General features: G+C 71.4%; 24 protein-coding genes. 12 read left to right on the top strand and 12 right to left on the bottom strand.

The annotated features are described in order from the left end of the window. Nucleotides 1–2 precede the first annotated feature (2 nt). Nucleotides 3–419 (top strand): acyl-CoA thioesterase, encoded by a 417-nt coding sequence (locus AQI94_RS26900; RefSeq protein ID WP_031040039.1) that lies wholly within the window; start codon nt 3–5, stop codon nt 417–419. Between the two features lies 1 nt (nt 420). On the opposite strand, the gene AQI94_RS26895 is transcribed toward AQI94_RS26900, so the two are convergent. After that, on the bottom strand, nt 421–816 hold the full coding sequence (locus AQI94_RS26895; RefSeq protein ID WP_031040036.1) for a winged helix-turn-helix transcriptional regulator: 396 nt from the start codon (nt 814–816) through the stop codon (nt 421–423). Nucleotides 817–927: 111 nt separating this feature from the next. Here AQI94_RS26895 and AQI94_RS26890 point away from each other — a divergent pair, with 111 nt between their 5' ends. After that, entirely contained in the window at nt 928–2,364 is a 1,437-nt protein-coding gene (locus tag AQI94_RS26890; protein WP_031040033.1) for an MFS transporter, read from the top strand. A 167-nt stretch (nt 2,365–2,531) separates the two neighbouring features. Here AQI94_RS26890 and AQI94_RS26885 read toward each other — a convergent pair whose 3' ends face one another. Further along, nucleotides 2,532–3,395 (bottom strand): NAD(P)H-binding protein, encoded by an 864-nt coding sequence (locus tag AQI94_RS26885; RefSeq protein ID WP_078902730.1) that lies wholly within the window; start codon nt 3,393–3,395, stop codon nt 2,532–2,534. An 87-nt stretch (nt 3,396–3,482) separates the two neighbouring features. Here AQI94_RS26885 and AQI94_RS26880 point away from each other — a divergent pair, with 87 nt between their 5' ends. Both AQI94_RS26880 and AQI94_RS26875 read left to right on the top strand, forming a co-directional pair. Beyond that, on the top strand, nt 3,483–4,322 hold the full coding sequence (locus tag AQI94_RS26880) for an AraC family transcriptional regulator (protein ID WP_078902731.1): 840 nt from the start codon (nt 3,483–3,485) through the stop codon (nt 4,320–4,322). Further along, on the top strand, nt 4,256–5,065 hold the full coding sequence (locus AQI94_RS26875) for a chitosanase (RefSeq protein WP_031045179.1): 810 nt from the start codon (nt 4,256–4,258) through the stop codon (nt 5,063–5,065). The genes AQI94_RS26880 and AQI94_RS26875 overlap by 67 nt, the downstream gene beginning before the upstream one ends. Here AQI94_RS26875 and AQI94_RS26870 read toward each other — a convergent pair. The 7 genes from AQI94_RS26870 to AQI94_RS26840 all read right to left on the bottom strand — a co-directional run bounded on the left by AQI94_RS26870 (nt 5,050) and on the right by AQI94_RS26840 (nt 10,623). Continuing rightward, nucleotides 5,050–6,414, bottom strand: coding sequence for a nucleobase:cation symporter-2 family protein (locus AQI94_RS26870; protein ID WP_031045182.1), 1,365 nt, complete (start codon nt 6,412–6,414; stop codon nt 5,050–5,052). The genes AQI94_RS26875 and AQI94_RS26870 overlap by 16 nt on opposite strands. 208 nt (nt 6,415–6,622) lie before the next feature. Then, nucleotides 6,623–8,002 carry an 8-oxoguanine deaminase gene (locus tag AQI94_RS26865; RefSeq protein WP_031045185.1) on the bottom strand — a complete coding sequence of 460 codons (1,380 nt, stop codon included), beginning with the start codon at nt 8,000–8,002 and terminating at the stop codon, nt 6,623–6,625. 116 nt (nt 8,003–8,118) lie between these two features. Continuing rightward, nucleotides 8,119–9,015: a factor-independent urate hydroxylase gene (pucL, locus tag AQI94_RS26860; protein WP_031045188.1), complete on the bottom strand. Its 897-nt coding sequence runs from the start codon at nt 9,013–9,015 to the stop codon at nt 8,119–8,121. A 5-nt stretch (nt 9,016–9,020) separates the two neighbouring features. Then, the gene (gene uraH, locus AQI94_RS26855; protein ID WP_031045191.1) at nt 9,021–9,416 is read right to left on the bottom strand and encodes a hydroxyisourate hydrolase; all 396 of its coding nucleotides are present in this window, start codon (nt 9,414–9,416) and stop codon (nt 9,021–9,023) included. A 2-nt stretch (nt 9,417–9,418) separates the two neighbouring features. Next, nucleotides 9,419–9,931 (bottom strand): 2-oxo-4-hydroxy-4-carboxy-5-ureidoimidazoline decarboxylase, encoded by a 513-nt coding sequence (uraD, locus tag AQI94_RS26850; RefSeq protein WP_031045193.1) that lies wholly within the window; start codon nt 9,929–9,931, stop codon nt 9,419–9,421. 84 nt (nt 9,932–10,015) lie between these two features. Next, nucleotides 10,016–10,324 (bottom strand): helix-turn-helix domain-containing protein, encoded by a 309-nt coding sequence (locus AQI94_RS26845; protein WP_199814324.1) that lies wholly within the window; start codon nt 10,322–10,324, stop codon nt 10,016–10,018. A 47-nt stretch (nt 10,325–10,371) separates the two neighbouring features. Beyond that, entirely contained in the window at nt 10,372–10,623 is a 252-nt protein-coding gene (locus AQI94_RS26840; protein WP_037942319.1) for a hypothetical protein, read from the bottom strand. Nucleotides 10,624–10,760: 137 nt separating this feature from the next. Between AQI94_RS26840 and AQI94_RS26835 the strand changes: the two genes are divergently transcribed. From AQI94_RS26835 to AQI94_RS26825, 3 genes are all read left to right on the top strand, one after another. Then, nucleotides 10,761–11,582: a TIM barrel protein gene (locus AQI94_RS26835; protein ID WP_031045200.1), complete on the top strand. Its 822-nt coding sequence runs from the start codon at nt 10,761–10,763 to the stop codon at nt 11,580–11,582. A gap of 27 nt (nt 11,583–11,609) precedes the next feature. After that, on the top strand, nt 11,610–12,524 hold the full coding sequence (locus AQI94_RS26830; protein WP_031045203.1) for a 2-hydroxy-3-oxopropionate reductase: 915 nt from the start codon (nt 11,610–11,612) through the stop codon (nt 12,522–12,524). 471 nt (nt 12,525–12,995) lie between these two features. Further along, nucleotides 12,996–13,235 carry a hypothetical protein gene (locus tag AQI94_RS26825; RefSeq protein WP_031045206.1) on the top strand — a complete coding sequence of 80 codons (240 nt, stop codon included), beginning with the start codon at nt 12,996–12,998 and terminating at the stop codon, nt 13,233–13,235. A 227-nt stretch (nt 13,236–13,462) separates the two neighbouring features. Here the strand turns inward: AQI94_RS26825 and gcl are convergent, their stop codons facing one another. Then, complete coding sequence (gene gcl / locus AQI94_RS26820; RefSeq protein WP_031045209.1) at nt 13,463–15,247, bottom strand: glyoxylate carboligase; 1,785 nt, start codon at nt 15,245–15,247, stop codon at nt 13,463–13,465. A 200-nt stretch (nt 15,248–15,447) separates the two neighbouring features. Between gcl and AQI94_RS26815 the strand changes: the two genes are divergently transcribed. Then, complete coding sequence (locus AQI94_RS26815; RefSeq protein WP_031045213.1) at nt 15,448–16,128, top strand: hypothetical protein; 681 nt, start codon at nt 15,448–15,450, stop codon at nt 16,126–16,128. Between the two features lie 102 nt (nt 16,129–16,230). On the opposite strand, the gene AQI94_RS26810 is transcribed toward AQI94_RS26815, so the two are convergent. After that, a complete protein-coding gene (locus AQI94_RS26810; RefSeq protein ID WP_031045216.1) occupies nt 16,231–17,817 on the bottom strand; it encodes an AMP-binding protein in 1,587 nt (528 codons plus the stop codon). Beyond that, a complete protein-coding gene (locus AQI94_RS26805) occupies nt 17,814–19,481 on the bottom strand; it encodes an AMP-binding protein (RefSeq protein ID WP_031045219.1) in 1,668 nt (555 codons plus the stop codon). Before AQI94_RS26805 ends, AQI94_RS26810 begins: the two co-directional genes overlap by 4 nt. A gap of 116 nt (nt 19,482–19,597) precedes the next feature. Between AQI94_RS26805 and AQI94_RS26800 the strand changes: the two genes are divergently transcribed. From AQI94_RS26800 to AQI94_RS26785, 4 genes are all read left to right on the top strand, one after another. Next, nucleotides 19,598–20,428, top strand: coding sequence for a helix-turn-helix transcriptional regulator (locus AQI94_RS26800; RefSeq protein ID WP_031045224.1), 831 nt, complete (start codon nt 19,598–19,600; stop codon nt 20,426–20,428). A gap of 163 nt (nt 20,429–20,591) precedes the next feature. Then, nucleotides 20,592–23,405: a helix-turn-helix transcriptional regulator gene (locus tag AQI94_RS26795; RefSeq protein ID WP_062229969.1), complete on the top strand. Its 2,814-nt coding sequence runs from the start codon at nt 20,592–20,594 to the stop codon at nt 23,403–23,405. A gap of 228 nt (nt 23,406–23,633) precedes the next feature. After that, nucleotides 23,634–24,425 carry a S1 family peptidase gene (locus tag AQI94_RS26790; RefSeq protein ID WP_031045624.1) on the top strand — a complete coding sequence of 264 codons (792 nt, stop codon included), beginning with the start codon at nt 23,634–23,636 and terminating at the stop codon, nt 24,423–24,425. A gap of 117 nt (nt 24,426–24,542) precedes the next feature. Continuing rightward, a complete protein-coding gene (locus AQI94_RS26785) occupies nt 24,543–25,190 on the top strand; it encodes a LysE family translocator (RefSeq protein WP_031045628.1) in 648 nt (215 codons plus the stop codon). The last annotated feature ends 17 nt before the right edge of the window (nt 25,191–25,207 follow it).

The raw sequence follows: 25,207 nt of genomic DNA, 5'->3' as shown, positions 1-25,207 counted from the left end.
ACGTGAGTGAGCCGTTTTCCGTGCCGGTGACCGTCCGCGGGTACGAGACGGACGTACAGGGTCATCTCAACCAGAGCGTGTATCTCAACTACGCGGAGCACGCCCGCTGGTCGCTGCTCGATGCCGCCGGGATCACCCAGGCCGCCCTGATCGGCAGCGGGGTGGGCCCGGTGGCGCTGGAGACCACCATCCGCTACCGGAGGGAGCTGCTGGCGGGCGACGAGGTGGAGGTGACCTGCGGATTCGAGTGGGGCGAGGGCAAGACGTTCCGCATCCGGCAGACGATCCGCAAGAAGGACGGCACCGTGGCCGCCGAGATCACCGCGGTGGGCGGGCTGATGGACCTCAAGGAGCGGCGCCTGGTCGCGCACGCGGGCGAGGTGCTCAAGGGCCTGGCCAAGGACCCGGGCCTGCTGTAGCTCAGGCCGGCTCCGGTTCCCGCTCGGCGTCGTAGCTCGCCCGTGCCTCGGCGATGTAGACCCTGTTGCGCTCGGCCCAGTCGGTCAGGCGTTGCAGGGTCTCGTGCAACTCACGTGCGACGGGGGTGAGTTCGTAGTCCACCCGGGGCGGCACCGTCGGATGGACGGTGCGGGTGACGAGGCCGTCGCGCTCCAGATTGCGCAGGGTCAGGGTCAGCATGCGGCGGCTGATGCCCTCGATGCTGCGCTCCAACTCGGTGAAGCGGATGGGCCCGTGGGCGGCCGCGACGAGGATCTGCACGCTCCATTTGCCGGAGACCCTGTCAAGAACTTCCCGCACCGGGCACGCGTGCGCGTTCACGACCTGGACGGTTACACCGGTGTTCCTCTGGGACATCGAACTGCCTCCTTACGCCGCTCCCCATGGTCACTGACGATGTTCCCCGTTACAAGTCGTGCACCAAGGCCATTTGCCGGAACCCACGGAGAATGCGGAGGCCACACCGCCATGACAGCCGTCGTCGAAACCCCTGCGCGAGCGCTGCGACGAACTTACTCCCGCTGGACGGCCCTGGTCGTCCTGTGCGCGGGGACGCTCATGACGATTCTGGACGGCAACATCGTCACTGTCGCCCTGCCGGCCGTCCAGAGCGACCTCGGCTTCTCGGGGCCGGGCCTCGCGTGGGTGGTCAACGCCTATCTGATCCCGTTCGGCGGACTGCTGTTGCTGGTGGGCCGGCTCGGCGACCTGGTCGGCCGCAAGCGGATGTTCGCGGCCGGGCTGGCCGTGTTCACGGCGGCGTCCGTGCTGTGCGGGGTGGCCACGAGCCAGGGCATGCTGATCGCGGCGCGTGCCCTTCAGGGCGTGGGCGGCGCGATGACCGCGGCGGTGGTGCTCGGCATGCTGGTCGCGCTGTTCCCCGAGCCGCGTGAACAGGCCCGCGCGATCGCAGTGTTCAGCGCGGTGGGTGCGGCTGGCGGTGCCCTGGGCACGTTCCTCGGCGGGGCGCTGACGCAGGCACTGAACTGGCACTGGATCTTTCTGATCAACCTGCCGATCGGGATCGTCGCCCTGCTGGCGGCGATCCGGGTGCTGGACGCGGAGGAGGGCGAAGGTCTGGGCCGGGGCGCGGACTATCCGGGGGCCGCGCTGGTGACGGGGGCGCTGATGCTGACGGTGTACGTGATCGTCGGGTCCGGCGACCGCGAGCCGGCGACCACGTTCCTCCTGGCCCTGGCGGCCCTCGCCCTGTTCACGGCGTTCACCGTGCGCCAGGCCCGTGCGGCCCGCCCGTTGCTGCGGCTCCGGCTGTTCGGCTCCCGACTGCTCTCCGGCGCGAACGCCGTGCAGATCCTGATGATCGCCACGATGTACGGCTTCCAGTTCCTCGGGGCGCTGTACGTCCAACGGGTTCTGGGGTTCGGTGAGCTGCTCACCGGCACGGCCTTCCTGCCGGCGCCGGTCGCGATCGGGGTGCTGATGCTGGGGCTGTCGGCGCGGACCATCGGGCGGTTCGGCCCGTACCGGGTGCTGCTGGCCGGGCTCGTCCTCATCGTCGCCGGAATGGCCCTGCTGAGTCGTGCGCCGGCCGACGGCTCGTACGTCGCGGACGTCCTGCCGCCGCTGCTGTCGCTGTCGGTCGGCTTCGCCGCGGCCATGCCGGCGCTGACCGGTCTCGCCATGTCGGGTGCCCGGCAGGAGGACGCGGGCCTGGCGTCCGGGGTGTTCAACACCACGCAGGTGGTAGGGGGTTCGCTGGGGCTGGCGGTGTTGTCGGTGGTGGCGGCGGGCCGGACGGAGAGGTTGCTGGAGGGCGGGGCGGGCCTGGTCGCGGCCACGGCGGAGGGGTACCAGTCGGCGTTCCGGGTGGGGACGGCGATCGCGGTGGGGGCGCTGGTGCTGGCCGCGGTGGTGCTGCGGCCGCGGGCGGGTGCGGGCAGCTGAGGGCTTGCGGATGGCCACGCCGTGCCGTCCGGCGGGCGCGTGCGGGTCGTGGCCGGTCGCGCGGTTCCCCGCGCCCTGCGGGGCAGGGTGACTGCACCCACCCAGGGGCGCGGAGAACTGCGCGACCAGCCCCCACCGACCCGCGGCCGAACCCCGCCCTCAGCCCCTCACTCAGCGCCGAACGCCCCCGCGTGGTCCCGCACCCACTCCCGATACGTCCGCGCCGGGCGCCCCAGCACCTCCGCCGCGTCCCCCGTGACCACCGCGTTGCCACCCTCGGCCACGAAGCGGACGCTCCGCAGCATCCCCTCCGCGGCCTCCTCGCTCCACCCGGAGGCGACCAGCAGTTCACGCGTCTGGGGCGGGGTCAGATCGCGGAGTTCCACCCGGCGGCCGAGCACCTCGCCGAGCGTGGCCGCCTGGTCCCGGGGACTGAGCGTCTCGGGTCCGGTGAGGGTGTACGTCCGCCCCGCGTGCCCCGGACCGGTCAGTGCCGCGACCGCGATCTCCGCGACGTCCCGCGGGTCGACGACCCCCTGCCGGCCCGAGCCCAGCATGTTCGGCACCGGCTCACCCGAGCGGAGTGCCTGCGCCCAGCGCAAGGTGTTCGACGCGAACGCCGAGGGCCGGAGGATCACCCACTCCAGGCCGCTCTCCCGGACCGCCCGCTCACCGTGGCCGTGCGCGATGCCGCCCAGTCCCGTCCTGGGGTCCCCCGCGCTGATCGCGGACAGCTTCACCAGCCGCCGTACGCCCGCCGCCCGGGCCGCCGCCGCCATCCCACGGTCGCTGTCGGCGTCCTCCGGGCCGAAGACGCCGACCAGGAAGGCGGCGTCGGCTCCCGCCATGGCCGACGCCACGGCGCCCAGGTCGCGAGGGTGCCCGCGGGCCGCCTCCACTCCCGGCGGCAGCGGGGCCCTGTCCGGGTCCCGCGTGAGGGCGCGCACCTTCTCGCCGCGCGCCACCAGTCGTCGTACGACATCACTTCCGATGGTGCCCGTGGCACCCGTGACCAGGATCATGAGCACCACGGTCGGTCCCGCACCGCCCCGGCCGATAGGAAATTCCGGCACGTTTCGCGCGCCCGAACCCCCCAGTCCCCCGCTTACCGTGGATGCGTGACCAAGTCCGTTTCCGAGCGGGCCCCGCGCGGCCCCGACGCGCCGGGCCCGTGGCTCGCGGGGATCGGGGTCCTGGCCGTGGAGGCGGATCCCCGGGAACCGTTCGTCCGGCTGCCGGACCCCACGACCAAGGTGATCGTCCGCAGCGAGGGGCGGGGCCGGCCCACCCTGCTGGTGTCGGGGCCCCACGTCCGGGCCACCTATCACGAGGGCAAGAGGGACGTGTCCTGCGTGGAGGTACGGCTCGCGCCCGGCGCGACCCGCCCGCTGCTGGGCGTCCCCGCGGTCGATCTCGTCGGACGGATCGTTCCGCTGGGCGCACTGCCCGGTCCGGCCGCGCGGCGACTGGCGTACGAGCTCGGGCGGCTGGAGCCCGAGGAGGTGGCGGGCAGGCTCGCGGACGTCCTCCCGGACCGGCTGCCCACGGCGGCCGACGGGGCACGCGCCGCGCTGCTGCGCGCCGCGGTCACCGCGCTGTCCGTCCGCTCGGGTCGCACACCCGGTCATGTCGGCAAGGTGGCACGTGAACTCGCCGTCAGCGAGCGCGAGTTGCGCAAACTGTTCAGCGACGGGGTCGGGCTGTCGCCCAAGCACTACGCCCGCATCGACCGCGTCCGCGCCGTGCTCGCCCACGCCACCGAGCTGGCCCCGGCCGAACTGGCCGCCGTCACCGGCTACTACGACCAGTCCCACATGACGTCCGACTTCCGCAATCCCAAGTCGGCGCGCGACCCTCGACTCCCCTTCACAGCGCCTTACCTGGAGACGACGTGGCCCTCCTGTCCAGAACAGCCGCCCGCCGCACCCTGCTCGCCGCGCTCGGAGCCGGGGTGCTGAGCTCCCGCTGGCCGTCCGCCGAGGCCGCGGACCCGACCGGGCTCGACGACCCGGTCAAGAAGGACCTCGCGATGCGGTTGGTGTCCAGCGCGGAGAACTCCTCGCTGGACTGGCAGGCGCAGTACCCGTACATCGAGGACATCGGGGACGGCCGCGGGTACACGGCCGGCATCATCGGTTTCTGCTCCGGCACGAGCGACATGCTGGCCCTGGTCGAGCTCTACACCGGACGGGTCCCCGGCAATCCCCTGGCCCCCTATCTGCCCGCCCTGCACGCGGTGGACGGCACCGACTCGCACGACGGTCTGGACCCGGGCTTCCCGGCGGCCTGGCGGACCGCGGCGAGGACCTCCGCGTTCCGCACGGCACAGCGGGACGAGCGGGACCGCGGCTACTTCGACCCGGCGGTCGCGCGCGCCAGGCAGGACGGTCTCGGCACGCTCGGCCAGTTCGTCTACTACGACGCGATGGTCATGCACGGGCCCGGCACCGACGCCCTGAGCTTCGGCGGCATCCGCGGCCGGGCCCGGCAGGGCGCGGACACCCCGGCGGACGGCGGTGACCAGACCGCCTACCTGCACGCCTTCCTGGACGCCCGGGTGTGGGCGATGCGCCAGGAGGCGGCCCACCATGACGTGAGCCGGGTCGAGACGGCCCAGCGGGTCTTCCTGGAGCAGGGCAATCTCGACCTGGACACACCCCTCAAGTGGAAGGTGTACGGGGACAGTTACGAGATCGGCTGAGCGGGGACGGCCTCCATGGGATGGGTGACCTCCTGGGCGTCCCCGCCCCGGCCGAGGTGGTTGAAGACCAGGTTCAGCGCCACCGCGGCGACACAGCCCGTGGAGATCCCCGAGTCCAGGACGATCTTCGCGGTCTCGGGGAAGGCGTGGTAGAACTCCGGCGCGGTGATCGGGATGATGCCGACGGCCAGTGACACGGCGACGATCAGGACGTTGTTGTCCTTGTCCAGGCCCGCCTTGACCAGGGTCTGGATGCCGCTGGCGGCCACCGACCCGAACAGGACGACTCCGGCGCCGCCGAGCACCGGGCGCGGGACGACGGCGATGAGCGAGGCGGCCATGGGGCACAGGCCCATCAGCACCAGGAAGGCTCCGCCGGTGGCGACGACGTACCGGCTGCGGATCCGCGTCATCGCGACCAGGCCGATGTTCTGGGCGAAGGCGCTGCACATGAACCCGTTGAAGAGGGGGCTGATGGCCGAGCCGAGGGTGTCGGCGCGCAGGCCGGCGGCGATGGTCCGCTCGTCGGCCGGGCGCTCGACGATCTCGCCCAGCGCCAGCATGTCCGCGGTCGACTCGGTCATCGAGACCACCATCACCACGCACAGCGAGAGGATCGCGGCGAGCTGGAACTGCGGGGCGCCGAAGTAGAACGGGGTGGGGAAGCCGACGACCGCCGCGTCGGTGACGGGTGCGAAGTCCGTGGCGCCGAAGGGGATCGCGAGGAGCGTGCCGGCCACCAGGCCGAGGAGCACGGCGATCTGCTTGACGAAGCCTCGCGTGAAACGCCGCAGGACGAGCACGATCAGGAGGGTCGCCGCGGCCAGGCCCAGATTTGTCGTCGAGCCGTAGTCCTTGGCGGCCGGATCGGGTCCCTGCGCCCAGCCGAAGGCGACCGGCAGGAGCGAGACGCCTATCAGGGTGATGACGGTCCCGGTGACGACCGGTGGGAAGAAGCGGATCGCCTTGCTGAAGAAGGGGGCGGCGAGGAAGCCGAGGAGGCCTGCCACGATCACCGCGCCGAAGATGACCGGCAGGGCGTCGGACTTGTCGTCCGTGGAGGCGACGACCGCGGTCATGGGGGCGACACCGGCGAAGGTGACGCCGTTGACGAAGGGCAGCCGGGCGCCGATCTTCCAGACGCCGAGGGTCTGCAGGAAGGTGGCGAGGCCCGCGGTGAACAGGCAGGCGCCGGTGAGGAAGGTGAGGTCGGTGGCGGAGAGGCCGATGGCCGCGCCGACGATCAGGGGCGGGGCGACGACTCCGGCGTACATGGCGGCCACGTGCTGCAGGCCGGTGGTCGCCATCTTGAGAGCGGGGAGCTTTTCGTCGACGGGGTGGACTGACACTGCGGCTCGCCTCCGGGCGGTTACACGTCGGCACTGACGTGGGTTTCATGGAGGTGGTGCGAGTGGTCGTGCGGGACCGGGACGGGGACCGTTCCGGGGCGCGTGCGTCCAACACGCGCCCCGGGCACGGCCGCCGTGGAGCCCGGGACCGGGATCCACGGCCGCCGGTCGGGAGCCGTCCCTCCCGACCGGAGTTCTTGTGAAGTGGTCAGCCCTGCGCGGCGATGCGCGCGAGACGCTGGGCCTGCTCCCGCGTGGAGCGCGCGACGGCGTCCTCGTCGACGTGCAACAGGCGGCCGTTCTCGACGATCTGACGGCCGTTCACGAAGGAGGCCGTGACGGGCGCCGCCGCGCCGAAGACCAGTGCGGTCACCGGGTCGGCGATCGAGGCGTGCGCGAGGGTGTCGAGCTTCCACAGCACCAGGTCGGCGAGCTTTCCCGCCTCCAGGGAGCCGGTCTCGGCCGCGCGGCCCAGCACCTGGGCACCGCCGTACGTGCCGAGGCGCAGGGCCTGACGGGCGTTCAGGGCGGCCTCGCGGTGGGCGCCGAGGCGGTTGATGAGCAGGGCGTTGCGCAGCTCGGTGTGGAGTTCGCCGGACTCGTTGGACGCCGTGCCGTCGACACCGAGGCCGACCGGGACGCCGGCCGCGAGCATGTCCGGGACCCGCGCGATGCCCGCGGCCAGACGGGCGTTGGACGAGGGGCAGTGGGCCACACCCGTCTTCGTACGGGCGAACGCGGCGATGTCGGAGTCGTTCATGTGGACGCAGTGCGCCATCCACACGTCCTCGCCGAGCCAGCCGGTGGACTCGAAGTAGTCGGTGGGGCCCATGCCGAACAGTTCCTTGCAGAACTGCTCCTCCTCGACGGTCTCCGAGCCGTGGGTGTGCAGCCGTACGCCGAGGCGGCGGGCCAACTCGGCCCCCTCCCGCAGGAGTTCGGTGGAGACGGAGAAAGGCGAGCAGGGCGCGACAGCGACCTGGGTCATCGCGTCGAAGGAGGAGTCGTGGTGCTCCTTGACGGTCGCCTCGGTCGCGGCGAGAGCGCCGTCCAGGGTCTCCACGGCGAAGTCCGGGGGCAGGCCGCCGTCCTTCTCGCTGCGGTCCATGGAGCCGCGGGCGAGGGTGAAGCGGACGCCCGTCTCGCGGGCGGCGCGGATGATCGCGCCGGACAGGTCGCCGGAACCGGCGGGGAAGACGTAGTGGTGGTCCATGGCGGTGGTGACGCCGCCGCGGGCCATCATCGCGAGCGAGCCCTGGGCGGCCGCGTAGACCATCTGCTCGTCGATGCGCGCCCAGGTCGGGTAGAGGGCGACGAGCCAGTTGAAGAGGTTGTGGTCGGCGGCCAGGCCCCGGGTGATCCACTGGTAGTAGTGGTGGTGGGTGTTGACCAGGCCGGGGGTCACCAGGTGGCCGGTGGCGTCGATACGGCGGTCGACGTTCTCCAGTCCCTCGGGGGCCCTGCCCGCGCCGAGCGACTCGATGCGGTTGCCGGCGAGGACGACGTACCCGCTGGGGTACTCGGTGTCGTGCGCGTCCACGGTCGCGATCGAACAGTTCTCGATGACGATGCGCCGGTCTGCTGCCATGGTTCGTCCTTTTCGCTGAGGTGGAGAGGGCACGGCAGGACCCCGGGAGTTTGAGTGCCGCGGCCGGAGGGCCTTTCCGGAGCCCTTGCCCGGCCGCGGGTGCCGCGATGGAGTTGCTAGAGGTTGGTGAGGTCCACCGGGATCCTCGGCTCGACGCCGTCCCGCAGGACGGTCGCCTCGATCAGGCCGTAGGGGCGGTCGGCGGCGAAGTACACCTCGTTGTCGTTCTTGAGGCCGAAGGGCTCCAGGTCCACCAGGAAGTGGTGCTTGTTGGGCAGCGAGAAGCGGACCTCGTCGATCTCGTCGCGGTTCTCGATGATCCGGGAGCCCATCTGGTACAGGGTCTGCTGGAGCGAGAGCGAGTACGTCTCGGCGAAGGCCTGGAGCATGTGCTTCTTCACCTGCGCGTAGGACGTCTCCCAGTCGGGCGTCTCCTGCTCGTCGTCCGACCAGTTGAAGCGCCAGCGGGCGGAGACCTCGGTGGCCAGGATGCGGTCGTACGCCTCGGGCAGGGTCGTGTACTTGTCCTTGACGTAGCCCCAGAACTCGGAGTTGGTCGAGTTCATGACGGTCAGGTCCTTGAGCCCGGAGACGACCTCCCAGGAGGAGCCGTCGTAGGTGATCTGGGTCAGGCGGGTCTCCTGGCCCTGGCGGACGAAGGAGTGCTCGTCCTCGCCGGCCGTCCCGATCCGCTCCCAGGTGTACTCCTCGACGCGGATCCGCGCGGTCCTGATGGGCTCCTGCGAGGTGACGAAGTGCCGGGCCAGGTGGATGCCGAACTGCTCGGCGGACTCGATGCCGTGTTCCTTGGCGAACGCGTACACCGTGTTCTTGGTGGTGTCGGTCGGCAGGACGTGCGCGTTGGAGCCGGAGTAGTGGACCTCGTCCATGTCACCGCTGAGCGACACCGAGACGTTCAGGTCCTTGATGTGGTGGGTGGCGCCGTCCCGCGTGATCCTGACGACTCGGTTCTCGGCCTTGCCGTACTGGTTCTGTCCAAGAATCGTGGGCATGTCTGCTAGCTCCCTCGGTAAACGGAGTAGCCGAACGGGTTGAGCAGCAGCGGTACGTGGTAGTGCTCGCCCGGCTCGACGGCGAACGTGATCGCCACCTCCGGGAAGAACACACCGGCACCGCTGTCCCGATTCGCGGGGGCGTCCTGCTGCGCATCGGCTTGCTTCTTCAAGAAATACGGCTCCACGGCGAAGTCGAGCCGTACGTGGGTGGTTCCCTCCGGCAGTGCCGGCAGGTCCTTGCACCGGCCGTCCGCGTCGGTCGCGGAGCCGCCGAGCGCCTCCCAGTCCGCCTGGCGGCCGGCGCGGGCCGCGAGCTGGACGGGGACGCCCTCGGCGGGGCGGCCGACGCTGGTGTCCAGCATGTGCGTGGACACGGAGGCGGTGGTGCTGGTGCTCATGGTCAGGCGTCCTCTTCGACGATACGGGCCAGCCGGATGCGGTTGATCTTGCCCAGCTCGGTGCGGACGATCTCGCGTTCCCGCTCCGGCGCGTTGCCGATCCGCTCCTTGACCGCGTCACGCATCTGCTCACCCGTACGGCCGGTCGCGCAGATCAGGAAGACATGGCCGAACCTCTCCTGGTACGCCAGGTTCAGTTCCAGCATCTCCGCCTTGAGCTCGTCGGAGGCTCCGGCCATACCGCGCTGCTCGCGGGCGGAGGCCGGGTCGCCCGGCTTGGGGCGGCCGATCGGCGGGTGGCCGGCCATGGCCTCGGCGAGGTCGTCGGGGGTCAGCCCGGCCATGGCGGCGTCGCTGGTGGCGTAGAGGTCCTCCGCGGTCGCGTAGGGGCGGGCGGCGAGCAGACGCCGAGCCCACGCCGTCGAGGCGCACGCCTCAAGGAGGACCGCGAGGGCCGCGTGCTCCTCCAGGACGTTGAACCGGGCCAGGCCGGGGGACGTGGAAGTCGAAGTCACGGGAGTCAGCTAACGCCCCCACGCGACATCACGTCAACACTTTGTTGAAAATTCGGGGTTACGAAACCCGGCGGGGTCCGCTGGCTACGTTTTGTCCCGGTTCAGGTAGTTGTACACCGTGAAGCGGCTCACCCCGAGCGCGCTCGCCACGGTCTCCACGCCGTGCCGCACGGAGAAGGCGCCGCGCGCCTCCAGTATCCGTACGACCTCCTGCTTGGCCTTGCGGTCCAGGTCCGCGAGCGGCTTGCCCCGCTTGCGCTCCATGGCGGCCAGGATGTGGTCGAGCGAGTCCGCGAGCTGCGGCAGCCGTACGGCGACCACGTCGGCACCCTCCCAGGCGAGCACGACGTCCTCGGGTCCGGCCTCGTCCGGCGGGAGCATCTCGCCGCCCATGGCGTCGACCAGCGGCTTGACCGCCGAGATGAACGGCTCGTCGGCGCTCACGCGTCACCCTCCCCCAGCACGTTGACCTGGAGGGAGATCCGGGTGGCGCCGGAGGCCAGGGCCCTGCGCAGCAGGGTGTCCACGGCGGTGAGCACCTCGTCGGCACCACCCTCGGCCGTGTTGCCGAACGGGCCGACGTCCACCGCGTCCAGTTCGGCCGCCTCGATGACCTCACGGGCCACGAGCGCGTGCGCCGGGGCCTCGTCGAGGTCGAACGGCTCGGTCGTGAACTCCACTCTCAATCGCACGCGCACAACCTAACCCGAGGTGCCGTTTTTCCGTCGGGCCCTCTTGACAACGCCTTCGACCCGACGGCAATCTTCCAATAAGCAGAAACTAACTTCCGCATTACGGAAACTCGACTCGGAAGGGAGCGCCGAACCCGATGGGATTCGCCGACCAGCGCTTCAACGTCAATCTGTCGATCCTCTTCACGGAACTCCCGCTCCTGGAGCGCCCCGCGGCCGCCGCCGCGGCCGGCTTCACCGCGGTCGAGCTGTGGTGGCCCTGGATCGACACCCCCACCCCCGCGCGCTCGGAGCTCGACGCCCTGAGGAGCGCGATCGAGGACGCGGGCGTCCGGCTCACGGGCCTGAACTTCTACGCCGGCGAGCTGCCCGGTCCGGACCGGGGCGCACTGTCGATCCCCGGCGAGGAGTCGGAGCGGTTCCGCGCCAACATCGACGTGGCCGCCGACTTCGCCGGTTCGCTCGGCGCGACGGCGCTCAACGCCCTGTACGGCAACCGTGTCGACGGCGTGGACCCGGCCGAGCAGGACGCGCTCGCGCTGGAGAACCTGGTCCTCGCGGCCCGCGCGGCCGACCGGATCGGCGCGATCCTCCTGATCGAGGCCCTCAACAGGCCCGAGTCGCCGCTGTACCCGCTGGTGAGCGCGCCCGCGGCGGTGGGGATCGTCGACAAGGTCAACGCGGCGACCGGCCTCGGCAACGCGAAGTTCCTGATGGACCTCTACCACCTGTCCATGAACGGCGAGGACCTGCCGGCGGTGATCGAGGAGTTCACCCCGAAGACCGGCCATGTGCAGATCGCCGACAACCCGGGCCGCGGCGCCCCGGGAACGGGCTCGCTCCCCCTCGACGACCTTCTCGACCAGCTGAAGAAGGCGGGCTACGACGGCTGGGTCGGCCTCGAGTACAAGCCGGGCGACCGCCCGAGCGCCGAGGCCTTCGACTGGCTGCCCCGCTGACCCCCCTTTCCTGAGAGGCACCCCATCATGAGCAACCTCGCGCATTCTTCCCACCCAGCCCGCCCGGCGATTGCCTGGATCGGCCTCGGCATCATGGGCTCCCCCATGTCCGAGAACCTGGTCAAGGCGGGTTACGACGTCACCGGCTTCACCCTCGAACAGGACAAGCTGGACCGGCTGGCCGCCGCCGGTGGCACCGCCGCCGGTTCGATCGCCGAGGCTGTGCGGGACGCCGACGTGATCATCACGATGGTGCCCGCCTCCCCGCAGGTGGAGGCCATCGCGTACGGCCCCGAGGGCATCCTGGACAACGCCCGCTCCGGCGCCCTGCTGATCGACATGTCCTCGATCACCCCGCAGACCTCCGTCGACCTCGCGAAGGCGGCGAAGGACAAGGGCATCCGTGTGCTGGACGCGCCCGTGTCCGGCGGTGAGGCCGGTGCGATCGAGGCCGTGCTGTCCATCATGGTCGGCGGCGAGCAGGCCGACTTCGACGAGGCCGAGCCGATCTTCGAGGCGCTCGGGAAGACCATCGTGCTGTGCGGTCCGCACGGCTCGGGCCAGACCGTGAAGGCCGCCAACCAGCTGATCGTCGCCGTGAACATCCAGGCGTGCGCCGAGGCCGTGGTCTTCCTGGAGAAGTCCGGCGTGGACCTGAAGGCCGCGCTGGACGTCCTCAACGGCGGGCTGGCCGGCTCGACCGTGCTGACCCGCAAGAAGGACAACTTCCTGCAGCGCGACTTCACGCCGGGCTTCCGGATCGACCTGCACCACAAGGACATGGGCATCGTCACCGACGCCGCCCGCAACGTCGGCGCGGCCCTGCCCGTCGGTGCCGTGGTCGCCCAGCTGGTCGCCAGCCTGCGTGCGCAGGGCGACGGGGGACTGGACCACTCGGCACTGCTGCGGGCGGTGGAGCGCCTGTCCGGCGCCGAGGTCTGACGCCCGCTCCGGGCCCATCGAGGCCCGGCCCCGACTTCCGGTCCGTGGCGGCGCTGACATATGTCCTGTCGCGCCCAGGTGCCGCCGCGGACCGGAAACCCGTTCCTCCCACCGACCCCGAACGGGGCCGGTGGGAGGAGGAAGCGGTCCGCGCCCTGTGCGAGGACCGAGACTCCCTGACCGCGCCCGACGCGCCGGGCGACCCGGATGAGGGGTGGTCGCCCGGTACCGGGCGCGGCCAGGGGAGGACCGCGGCGGCGTGCGAGCCAGTGCGGTGGTGAAGGTCCCGGGCCCTCCTTCTTCGACCTGAGGGAAGGAGCGCGTTCCCGGTTCCGTCGCGGCCGCCGCGGTCCCGGCAAGACCGGCAGGAACCAGAGCGCCGGATACGGACGGTCCCGTATCCGGCGCTCCGCCGTGCCGCGTGCACCTCACCGGGGTGCGGATTCCGCCGGATCGCAGGACGCTGAAGGCATGGCAGCACATCCGGCACAGCATCCGCATGTCGTGGTGCACGCCCCGGCCCTGGACGGGTCCCGGCGGGTCACCGCGAACGACGAGAACCTCGGCGTCGCCTCGCACCTGGACGATGTCGTCGAGCTGCTCCGGCTCGCCGACCTGGACCGGATCGAGGTCGAGGACGACGACATCGTGGAGTGGCAGGGGGGCGGTCCCGAGGACTGGCCGGGACTGTCCGAGCACCACGAGCGGTGAGCGGGAGTACGGCAGCGGTCGTAGGCCGACTACGGAATCCTCAAATCAACCTCTGAACATGATTCAGGGACTTCTGCCGGACCCCGTCCGGGGCGCATTCTCATCAGGCGAGGTCCGTCGGCACGGGGGCGGCGGACATCGCGACGGGGGACGGCTTCGGGGGAGCCGGGCACAGGAAAGGGCGGTCCGACCTTCACGGTGGGACCGCCCTTCACGTGTGCGCGGTGTCAGACCTTCAGCGGTTTGACCGACGTCGGCGCGTGGGCCGGCTCCGTCGCGATCTCCTCGAACTCGACCACGTTGCCGATGTCGTTCGTCGTGGACATCGAGATGTTGGTGACCCGCTCCAGGATGGCCTCGACGACGACCGGGACCTGGAACTCGGCCGCGAGCTTCTTCGCCTGCTCCAGGGCCGCGCCCAGCTCCGCCGGGTCGGTCACCCGGATCGCCTTGCAGCCGAGGCCCTCGGCGACCTTGACGTGGTCGACGCCGTAGACGCCCAGTTCCGGGGAGTTGACGTTCTCGAACTCCAGGTTGACCTGGAAGTCGATGTCGAAGGCACGCTGGGCCTGGCGGATCAGGCCCAGGTAGGAGTTGTTCACGAGGACGTGGATGTACGGGATCCGGTGCTGGGCTCCGACGGCCAACTCCTCGATCATGAACTGGAAGTCGTAGTCGCCGGAGAGGGCCACGACCTGTGCCTCCGGGTCGGCCTTGGCGACGCCCAGCGCGGCCGGGATCGTCCAGCCGAGCGGGCCCGCCTGGCCGCAGTTGATCCAGTGCCGCGGCCTGAAGACGTGCAGCATCTGGGCGCCGGCGATCTGGGAGAGACCGATCGTGGAGACGTACCGGGTCTCCGGGCCGAAGGCCTTGTTCATCTCCTCGTAGACCCGCTGGGGCTTGATGGGGATGTCGTCGAAGTGCGTACGGCGCTGGAGGGTCGCCTTCTTCTCCTGCGCGGAGGCCGCCCACGCCGAGCGGTCGGGGAGCCGGCCCGCCGCCTTCAACTCCCCTGCCACCTCGACGAAGAGCTCCAGGGCGGCTTTCGCGTCCGAGGCGATGCCGTAGTCCGGTGCGAAGATCCTGCCGATCTGGGTCGGCTCGACGTCGACGTGGACGAACGTCCGGCCCGCCGTGTAGACGTCCAGCTTGCCGGTGTGGCGGTTGGCCCAGCGGTTGCCGATGCCGAGGACGAAGTCGGACTCCAGGAAGGTGGCGTTGCCGTAGCGGTGCGAGGTCTGCAGGCCCACCATGCCGGCGTTCAGCTCGTGGTCGTCGGGCAGGACGCCCCAGCCCATGAGGGTCGGGACGACCGGGACGCCGGTCAACTCGGCGAACTCGACGAGGAGTTCGGCGGCGTCGGCGTTGATGACACCGCCGCCGGCGACGATCAGCGGGCGCTCAGACTCGCCGAGGAGGGCGAGCGCCTTCTCGATCTGCGCGCGGCTCGCGAGCGGCTTGTAGACCGGGAGCGGCTGGTACGTGTCCGGGTCGAACTCGATCTCGGTGAGCTGGACGTCGATCGGCAGGTCGATGAGGACCGGCCCCGGACGGCCGGAGCGCATGAGGTGGAAGGCCTGCTGGAAGACGCCGGGGACCTGGGCCGCCTCCAGGACGGTGACCGCCATCTTCGTCACCGGCCCCGCGATGGAGGCGATGTCGACGGCCTGGAAGTCCTCCTTGTGGATCACGGCGGTCGGGGCCTGGCCCGTGATGCACAGGATCGGGACGGAGTCGCCGGTCGCCGAGTACAGACCGGTGATCATGTCGGTGCCGGCCGGCCCCGACGTGCCGATGCAGACTCCGATGTTGCCCGCGTGAGTGCGGGTGTAGCCCTCCGCCATGTGGGACGCGCCTTCGACATGGCGGGCGAGGGTGTGGTGGATTCCCCCGGAGGCCTTGAGCGCGGCATAGAAGGGATTGATCGCCGCGCCGGGGACACCGAACGCGTCCGTGACACCTTCGCGCTTGAGGATCTCAACTGCCGCGCGGGCAGCGGTCATTCGAGCCATCGAGTACTCCTGCTTCGACTGCTTCTACTGCTTCGGCTGTCGGATGCGTACTCCCGTCGCGCCCCGCGGCGAGCACTTCCGTATTGCGGAATTACTTTTCTACTATCTGGAAGCAATGTAAGTGGAGGTGTCAGGGCCGTCAAGAGACGAAGGTGGCCAAGAGACGGACAGACGGCCGCCTTCTGGAGGACGATGAGGCCATGTCCGAGAGCGTGTCGGTGCGCTGTCCGGTCTGCCGGCGCGAGCACCTCTATGCGGCGCCGTCGTACCCGTGCGAGTGCGGCGCCCCCGTCTGTCTGCCCCTGGACCGGCACGGCGTGCCCACGGCCGTCGCCCACCAGGTCTGGGACGAGGCGTGGGTCGCCCTGGAGTGCGCGGTCTGCGGCCGCAAGGCCGAGTGGCCCCAGCCGGAGCTGGGCTGTGGCTGCGGGACAGTCCTGCGGATTCCGGTGGCCGGGGACACCTGCCCGCGGGCGGAGCCGGACATCGACACCGCCGCTCCCCCGCGGCGCGCCTTCCAGCCGATCACGATCCGCACCGCGCGGGACGCGGTCACCGTGGCCGCGCTGTATCTGCGCTGGCTCGGCTACGAGGACATCCGGCGCGCGGACCAGCGGCCGCCGTCCGGCATCGGTCTCGCGGCCCGCGGCGTACTGGCCCAGGTGGACCCGACCGTGCGGCCGGCCTCACCGCGGGACGTGGAGTGCCTGTGGCTGACGGCCATGACGGAGTCCGCGCACTGCGTGTACTTCTCCCTGGCCGGCTACACCACCGAGGCCCGCACCCGCGCGGACACCCTCGGTGTCCCGCTGTTCGTCCTGGACCTGACCGGGACACCACAGCCGGTGAACAGCCTGGCGGACGAGCTGGGCGGCGGGTAGGGCGGGCAGGGCCCCCGGGAGGGATCGACTGAGGCGCGACGAGTCCGGGGCGGGCCAGGCCCCAGCCCTCGCCCGCCCCCTCAGCCTGTCAGGCCTCAGCTCTCAGCTCTCCGCGTACGTCTCCCGCAGCTCCACCTTCCGCACCTTCCCGGAGACCGTCATCGGGAAGGCGTCGAGGATCGCCAGCCGGCTCGGGATCTTGTAGTGCGCCAGCCGCCCCTCGCAGAAGCCGCGCAGTTCCTCAAGGGTCAAGGGGTCCGCCGGGTCCCGCGCGATGACACAGGCCAGCACCTCCTCGCCGTAGCGCTCATGAGGGACGCCGACCACCTGGACGTCCGCGATCTTCGGGTGGGCGTAGAGGAACTCCTCGATCTCGCGGGGGTAGATGTTCTCGCCGCCCCGGATGATCATGTCCTTGATGCGGCCGACGATCTCGACATACCCGTCCTCGCGCATCGTCGCCAGGTCGCCGGTGTGCATCCAGCGCCCCGGGTCGACCGCCTCCGCCGTCTTCTCGGGCTCGTTCCAGTAGCCGAGCATCACGCTGTAGCCGCGGGTGCACAACTCCCCCGCCGTGCCCCGGGGTTGGGTGACCCCGGTGGCCGGGTCGACGACCTTGACCTCGATGTGCGGCATGACGCGGCCGACCGTGCCGGTGCGGTGCTCCAGGTCGTCGTCCCTGCGGGTCTGCAGGGAGACCGGGGACGTCTCCGTCATGCCGTAGCAGATGGACACCTCCGCCATGTGCATCTCGGCGACCACCCGCTTCATCACCTCCACCGGGCAGGGCGAGCCCGCCATGATGCCGGTGCGCAGGGAGGAGAGGTCGTAGCTCGCGAAGTCGGGGAGGTTGAGCTCCGCGATGAACATCGTGGGGACGCCGTAGAGCGAGGTGCAGCGCTCCTGCTGGACGGCCCGCAGGGTCGCCGCCGGCTCGAAGGAGGGGGCCGGGATCACGATGCAGGCACCGTGGGACGTGGCGGCCAGGTTCCCCATCACCATGCCGAAGCAGTGGTAGAAGGGCACCGGGACGCAGATCCGGTCCTGCTCGCTGTAGGAGATCAACTCCCCGACGAAGTAACCGTTGTTGAGGATGTTGTGGTGGGAGAGGGTCGCCCCCTTGGGGAAGCCCGTGGTGCCCGAGGTGTACTGGATGTTGATCGGGTCGTCGCAGGACAGCTCCGGGTGCACCGCGTCCGGCACGGCCCGCCCCAGCAGCGCCTGCCAGCTCGGGTCGCCGATGTGGACGACCTCCCGCAACTCCCGGCACCTGCCCCGCACTTCGTCGACCATGGCCCGGTAGTCGCTGCCCTTGTGGCTGAGCGAGGCGAACAGGACGGAGATTCCTGCCTGGTTGAGGACGTACTCGACCTCGTGGGTGCGGTACGCCGGGTTGATGTTCACCATGATCGCGCCGATGCGGGCGGTGGCGTACTGGACGAGCACCCACTCGGGGCAGTTGACCGCCCAGATGCCCACCCGGTCACCCTTGGCGACCCCGGAGGCGAGCAGCGCGGACGCCAACTCGTCGACGTCGGCGCCGAACTGCGCGTACGTCCACCGCCGTCCCGACGGCACGTCGACGAGCGCCTCGCGCTCCGGCCAGGTGGCCACGGCACGGTCCAGATTGGCTCCGATGGTGTCGCCGAGCAGCTCGGTCGCGCTCACCCCGTGCGTGTACGAGTTCACCGGAAGTCCTCCTCGCGGTACTCCGCGTCCGAGCCCGCCGCCGTGGCCTCACGCAGCTCGATCCGCCGGATCTTGCCCGACACCGTCTTGGGCAGCTCCGCGAACTCCAGCCGGCGGATCCGCTTGTAGGGGGCCAGCGCCTGCCGGGAGTGCTCGAAGAGCACCTTGGCCGTGTCGGGGCCGGGCTCCCAGCCCTCCGCCAGCACGACGTACGCCTTCGGGACCGCGAGCCGCAGCTCGTCCGGCGCGGGCACGACGGCCGCCTCGGCCACCGCCTCGTGTTCGAGGAGCGCGCTCTCCAGCTCGAAGGGGCTGATCTTGTAGTCGGATGCCTTGAAGACGTCGTCGCTGCGGCCGATGTAGGTCAGGTACCCCTCCTCGTCCCTCGACGCCACGTCGCCGGTCCGGTAGTAGCCGCCCGCCATCGCCTCGGCGGTGCGGTCCGGGTCACCGTGGTAGCCGGTCATCAGGCCGACCGGCCGGGCCGACAGGTCCAGGGCGATCTCGCCCTCGGCCGCGCCGGGCGCCCCGGACACCGGGTCGAGGAGCTCCACCTTGTAGCCGGGGCTCGGACGGCCCATGGAGCCGGTCTTCAGCACCTGTCCGGGGCTGTTGGAGACCTGCACCGCGGTCTCGGTCTGGCCGAAGCCGTCCCGGATGGTGATGCCCCAGGCGCGCCGGACCTGCTCGATGACCTCGGGGTTCAGTGGCTCGCCCGCGGCCACCACCTCGCGCGGCTTCCGGCGCAGCCGGGTCAGGTCCGCCTGGATGAGCATGCGCCACACCGTCGGCGGTGCGCAGAAGGTCGTCACGCCCGCGCGGTCCATCTCCGCCAGCAGCCGGCCCGCGTCGAAGCGCGTGTAGTTGTGGATGAAGACGGTCGCCTCCGCGTTCCACGGGGCGAACAGGTTGGACCAGGCGTGCTTGGCCCAGCCGGGCGAGGAGATGTTGAGGTGCACGTCACCGGGCCTGAGCCCGATCCAGTACATGGTCGCCAGGTGCCCGATCGGGTACGAGGTGTGCGTGTGCTCGACGAGCTTGGGCCGGGCCGTCGTCCCGGAGGTGAAGTACAGCATCAGCGGGTCGTCGGCCAGCGTGGGCCCGTCGGGCAGGAACCTCTCGGAGGCGCTGTACGCGTCCTCGTACGGCTGCCAGCCCTCCGGTACGCCGCCGACCGCGATGCGCGTGTAGTCGCCGGGCACCTCGTCGAACTTGGCGGCGTCCTCGGCCCGCACCAGGACGTGCCGCACCCGGCCGCGCTCGACGCGGTCGCGCAGGTCGGCGGGGCCGAGCAGGGGGGTGGCCGGGATGACGACGGCCCGCAGCTTCATGGCGGCCAGGGCCGTCTCCCACAGCTCGGCCTGGTTGCCCAGCATGACGAGGATGCGGTCCTCGGCCTGCACCCCGCGCTCGCGCAGCAGGTTGGCGACCCGGTTCGAGCGTTCGGCCATCTCGGCGAAGGACAGCCGGACCTCGCCGCCGTCCTCCTCGACGATGTGCAACGCGAGGCGGTCGTTGTCCCGGGCGATGACGTCGAACCAGTCGAGCGCCCAGTTGAAGTGGCGCGGGCGGGGCCAGGCGAAGCCCTCGTACGCCGTGGTGTAGTCCTCGCGGTGCTGGAGCAGGAAGTCCCGCGCCCCGCGGAAGTCCTCCGTGGCCGTCATCTTGCGTCCTCCTCGTACCGGACCATTGCCGGGCGGCTCTCTGCCATCGTGTAATCCGTGATGCAGGTCTCACTACCCCCGAACGGGGGTGTGTGCCGCGGTGAGGGGACGAACAGGTGACAGTGGACGCGGCCGGCGCGGTGGAGATCCGGCGGGCGCTCGTGCGGCTGCGGCGCACCACGGGCCTCCCGGTCGCCTTCGGCGGTCTGGTCGAGTCCGGGCGCCCGCAGATACGGATCAGCGAACTGAGCGGTACGGCCACCACCTCGCTCCTCGCGCTCGCGGTGACCTCGGGCAACGGCCTCGGCGGCCGGACCGTCGCCCTGGCCCGCCCGTGCGCCGTGGCGGACTACCCCCAGTCCCGGCAGATCAGCCACGAGTACGACGCCGCCGTCGCCGCGGAGGGGCTGCGCTCGGTGCTGGCCGTGCCCGTGGTCGTACGGCGCCGGGTGCGGGGCGTGCTGTACGGGGCCCTGCGCGACGCCCGGCCGCTGGGCGACCGCACGCTGACGGCGGCGGTGGACGCGGCCCGGGACGTGGAGCAGGCACTGGTCGTCGGCGACGAGGTACGGGACGTGCTGGTGGCGGCGCGCGCCGAGCCCGGTCCCGGCGACGCCTCGGCGTGGGAGCAGGTCCGGGAGGCCCACACGGCGTTGCGGGCGCTGGCCCCGCGGATCGGCGACCCCGCGCTGCGCGCCGAGCTGCTGGACGCGTGCGCGCTGCTGACCGGCGAGTCCGCGTCCGCGAAGGAGGTCGCGCTGACCCCTCGCGAGCTGGACGTCCTGGCCTGGGTGGCGGCCGGGGCGACGAACGCCGTGACGGCGGACCGGCTGGGCGTGAGCGCCGAGACGGTCAAGGCGTATCTGCGCTCGGCCATGCGCAAGCTCGGTGCCGGGACACGGGGCGAGGCGGTGGTCGCCGCACGCCGGGCGGGACTGCTCCCGTGACAACCCGGCCCCTCCCGTACCATTCGTAGACATCTCATTCATTCGCGGACGCTTTGAATTTCTCCATGCGGAACCGGTTGTTATTTCCCTCACCACAACTTCCGGCCGAATTTCAAAGCACCTTGCCTAATATTGGCCAGGACACGACACAGGGAGGGGAGCGGTGACCGTGCCACGCGACTTCCAGGAGCCTGCGAGATGTCACTCCGACCTGGTCATCGGACGGGACGAGCTGTTCGATCAGGCCCGTGACCAGCTGGTCCGCGGCGGCAGCGTGCTCCTGCACGGTCCGGCCGGAATAGGAAAGTCGACCGTCCTGCGGGCCCTGACCACAGAATGCGGCGCGGCCCACACCGTGTTGCGCTGCTCGGCCACCGAGTCCGAATCCCACCTCCCCTTCCTGGCCCTGGCCGACCTCTTCGGCCTGGTCCTCGACGACGTCTCCGACAAGCTGCCCGCCGCCCAGCGCACCGCGCTCGAATCGGCGCTCACGGGCCGGGGCGAGTCCACCCTCCAGCGCGACGGCCTCGCCCTGCGCCTGGCGGTGCTGTCGGTGCTGCGCGCCCTCGCCGCCGAGGGGCCGGTCCTGGTCGTCGCCGACGACGTGCAGTGGCTGGATCCGGCGAGCCTGGAACTGCTCGGCTTCGCCGCCCGCCGGCTCGGCGACATCCCCGTCCGGATGCTGTGCGCGGTCCGGACCGACGGCCCCGAGTACGACCGCCATCTACGCGTGTTGCCCCCGGACAGCCTCGCCGTCCGCTTCAACCCGCTCACCCGCGCCCACGTGGCCGCGCTGCTCGACCACCGCGGCTACACCGGCCTTCAGCGCTCCACCGTCCGGGACATCCACCGCACCAGCGGCGGCAACCCCTTCTACGCCCTGGAACTGGGCCGCGCGCTCAGCGAGAACCCGACCCCGCCCCGCCCCGGCGAGCCGCTGCCGGTGCCCACCTCGCTGCGGGCCCTGGTGCTCAGCCGCCTGGAGATGCTGTCCGACGAGGCCCGGCGCACCCTCCTGGTGGCGAGCGCGGGCGCCCGTCCCACCCCGGCCCTGCTGCACGCGGCCGGCCGCGGGGACGCCGAGGCCGAGATGGCCCAGGCGGCCGCACTGGGCCTGCTGGCGACGGAGGCCGAGGGGCCCGCCGTACGCTTCGCGCATCCGCTGATCTCGGCCGCGCTGTACGCGGAGGCGCCCGCGCAGGAACGGCGGGACGCGCACCGGGCGCTGTCCACGGCCGCCTCCGACCCGATCGAACGGGCCCGCCATCTGGCCCTCGCGACCACCGGCGCCGACCCCGAGGTGGCCGCCCGGCTCGCCGAGGCCGCGGCCCTGGCCCGGGACCGGGGCGCGCCCTCGATGGCCGCCTCCCTCGGGCTGCTCTCCGCCCGGCACACCCCCGCCGACACCGTGCCCGCACCGGACGTACGGCGACTCGCGGCGGCCGAGGACGCGATCACCGCCGGTGAACTGGATCTCGCCCGGGACATCGCCCGGGACGTGCTCACCCGGGCCACCGTGCCCGCGGACCGGGTGCGGGCCTGGATCATCGTGATCGACACCGCGGGCCACGCCATGACGGAGGTCGACGCGGTCTTCCCACAGGCGCTGGCCGACGCGGGCGACGACCCCGAGCTGCTCGCCCTGATCCGCTACCAGCTGGCCTGGCGGGCGCTGCTCGTCGAGGGCGACTTCGACGAGGCGCGCGGGGAGGCCGCGCACTCGGCTGCCCTGGCCGCGCGGGCGGGCGACCGCTACAACGAACTGATGGCGCTGTCCTTCCAGGCCCAGCTGGAGACCCTCATGGGCCATCCGGACGCCCCCGCGACCATCAAGCGGGCCCTGAAGGAGCCCCAGGACCCACGGGTGTCCTGCCATCACAACGGAGCGGGCTACTCCCGGTTCCGCTGGCTGATCATGAGCGACCAGCTCCCCGAGGCCCGCGCCACGGTCACCGCGCTGCTGCGCGAGGTGCGCCGGCGCGGCTCGGTCGAGAGCGAGGTGCACTTCCTGCGCGGTGTGGCCGAGACCGAGCTGCGCTCCGGGCACTGCGGACGGGCCCTCGACCTGGCCCGGGAGAGCCTGATGATGGCCCGGGACACCGGGATCGGCGAGGTGGCCTCGGCCGTGCTCGCCTCCCTCGCCGAGGCCTCGGGCGGCAATGTCGAGCGGGCGCTGGAGCTGGCCCGGGAGGCGGTCGACCACGCCGAGGAGAACGGCGACCAGATGTACGAGTCCCGGGGCCTGACCGCCCTCGGGTACGCGCAGCTCGTCGCCGGGGACGCGCAGGGCGCGGTGCGTTCGCTGCGCCGGGTGCGCGAACTGGAGCACGGCCTCGGCATCACCGACCCGGCGCGCGGCCGCTGGCAGGGCGACCTCGCCGAGGCCCTAGTACGCATCGGGGAGAGCGGCGAGGCGCAGGACGTCATCGACGTCACGCGGGTGAACGCGCTGCGGCTCGGCCGGGAGAGCGTGCTGGCCGTACTGGACCGGGCCGAGGCGCTGGTGCGGGCGGCACGGGGTGAACACGACGCGGCGCTGGTCCAGTTGACGTCGGTCCAGGATCGCCTCGCCAAGCTCGGCCACGGCCTGGAGGAGGCCCGCGCCGCCTTCACCCTGGCCCAGTTGCGCACCCGGCGGCCCGGTCCGACCTCGTACGACGAGGCGGCCCGGCTCTTCAGGCGCTGCCGGGCGCTGCCGTGGCTGCGTCAGGTGGAGGCGGCCGCGCTGGCCCGGCCGGTGCAGCCGGAGCCCGTGCACACCGTCGCCCCGGACGGACTGGACAGTCTGGAGGGGCTCGCCTCGATGGAGCGTCAGGTGGCCGCGCTCGTCATGGAGGGGGCCACCAACCGGGAGATAGCCGCGCGGCTGTTCATCAGCGTGAAGACGGTCGAGGCGACGCTCACCCGTGTCTACCGCAAGCTCGGGATCCGCTCCCGGGTGGACATCGTCCGGCTGGCGGCGGGCCGCCGGCCGTAGCCGAGGGGCCGTCAGAACAGCGTCCCCCAGGGCCGGCCGCAGAGCCGACCGAGGGTTTTCCCTCCCCAACTCCCTTAGGGGGTTCCCTCATTGGGACGGGGAACTTCCGCGTTCTAGCTTATGAACATGCCGCTCGCCCGGGCATACGGGGGTCGGTCCCGCGACCCCCGTGTACCACCCCCCACACCCGCGCGACCCCCCACCGGCAATCCCTGAGGAGACTCACCGATGTTCGGTCTCACCCGTGCGAAGAAGGCCGGCGCCGTGGCCCTGGCGACCACCGCTGCCGCCGCCACCGCGTTGCTCGGCGCCCCCACCGCCGTCGCCGCTCCCCAGCCCATCGTCGGCGGTACGACGACGACCACGACCGCGTACCCGTTCATGATGCAGATCACGGACGCCTCGCAGAACCAGTTCTGCGGCGGCACCCTGGTCTCCGCGACCAAGGTCGTCACCGCGGCCCACTGCATGGTCGGCGAGACCACCAGCAGTGTGAGAGTCGTCGGCGGCCGCACCTACCTCAACGGCACCAACGGCACGGTCAGCAGAGTCAGCAAGATCTGGATCAACCCGGACTACACGGACGCCACCAACGGCGACGACGTGGCCGTGCTGACCCTGTCGACGTCGATGCCGTACACCAAGGCGTCGTACGTCTCCTCGTCCCAGACCAGCGTGTACGCGGCCGGCACCACGGCCCGCATCGTCGGCTGGGGCACCACCTCGGAGAACGGCAGCTCCTCCAACCAGCTGCGGACCGCGACCGTCCCGATCGTGTCCGACTCCAGCTGCAAGAGCTCCTACGGTTCGGACTACGTCCAGACCGACATGGTTTGCGCCGGATACACCTCCGGCGGCACAGACACCTGCCAGGGCGACAGCGGCGGTCCCCTGCTCATCGGGGGCGTCCTGGCAGGGATCACTTCATGGGGAGAGGGCTGCGCGCAGGCGGGTTACCCGGGTGTCTACACCCGGCTGACCACCTTCTCCAGCCTCGTGACCGCGCAGGTCAACTCGTAGGTCCCCAGCGGTTCTCCTGAGCATCCCTCAGGTGCCAGACCGGGGGCGTTGCGGGCCACCACGAGCGGCCCGCAGCGCCCCCTATCCACGGGCGCGATCCGTGTTTGAATAGCCGCCATGGTGTCATCGGACCGCGTCCTCGCCTTCGCCGTGATGTCCCTGCTCGTGATCGTCATCCCGGGCCCCAGCGTGCTGTTCGTCATCGGCCGGGCCCTCGCCCACGGCCGGCGCACCGCGGTGGCGACGGCGGTCGGCAACGTCTTCGGTTCCTATCTGCTCGTCGTGGCGGTCGCGGTCGGCATCGGTTCCCTGGTGGAGCGGTCGGCGGCCGTCTACCTGGCGGTGAAACTGGCGGGCGCCGCGTATCTGGTCCTCCTCGGGGTCCAGGCGTTCCGGCACCGCAGGGAGCTGACGGCGGCGGCGATCACCAGGCAGCCCACCGGACCGGCGCGCGGGGACCTGCGGACCGTCCTGGACGGCGCTCTCGTCGGCGTCACCAACCCGAAGGGCGTCGTCTTCTTCGCCGCCGTGCTCCCCCAGTTCGTGGACCACGCGGCGGGCCACGTCCCGGCGCAGATGCTGCTCCTCGGTCTGGTCCCGATCACCATCGGCCTGGTCACGGACACCCTGTGGGGCCTGACCGCGTCGGCCGCCCGCACCTGGTTCGCCCGCTCCGACCGCCGCCTGTCGATGATCGGGGGCGCGGGCGGGTTCACGATGATCGGTCTGGGCCTGACGGTGGCGGTGACGGGCCGCGCGGACTGAGAGCCTCTCCCCCGGGT

Source organism: Streptomyces pseudovenezuelae, assembly GCF_001513955.1.
In the GTDB taxonomy this organism is placed as follows: domain Bacteria; phylum Actinomycetota; class Actinomycetes; order Streptomycetales; family Streptomycetaceae; genus Streptomyces; species Streptomyces pseudovenezuelae.
This window is presented reverse-complemented; position numbering and strand designations above follow the sequence as displayed.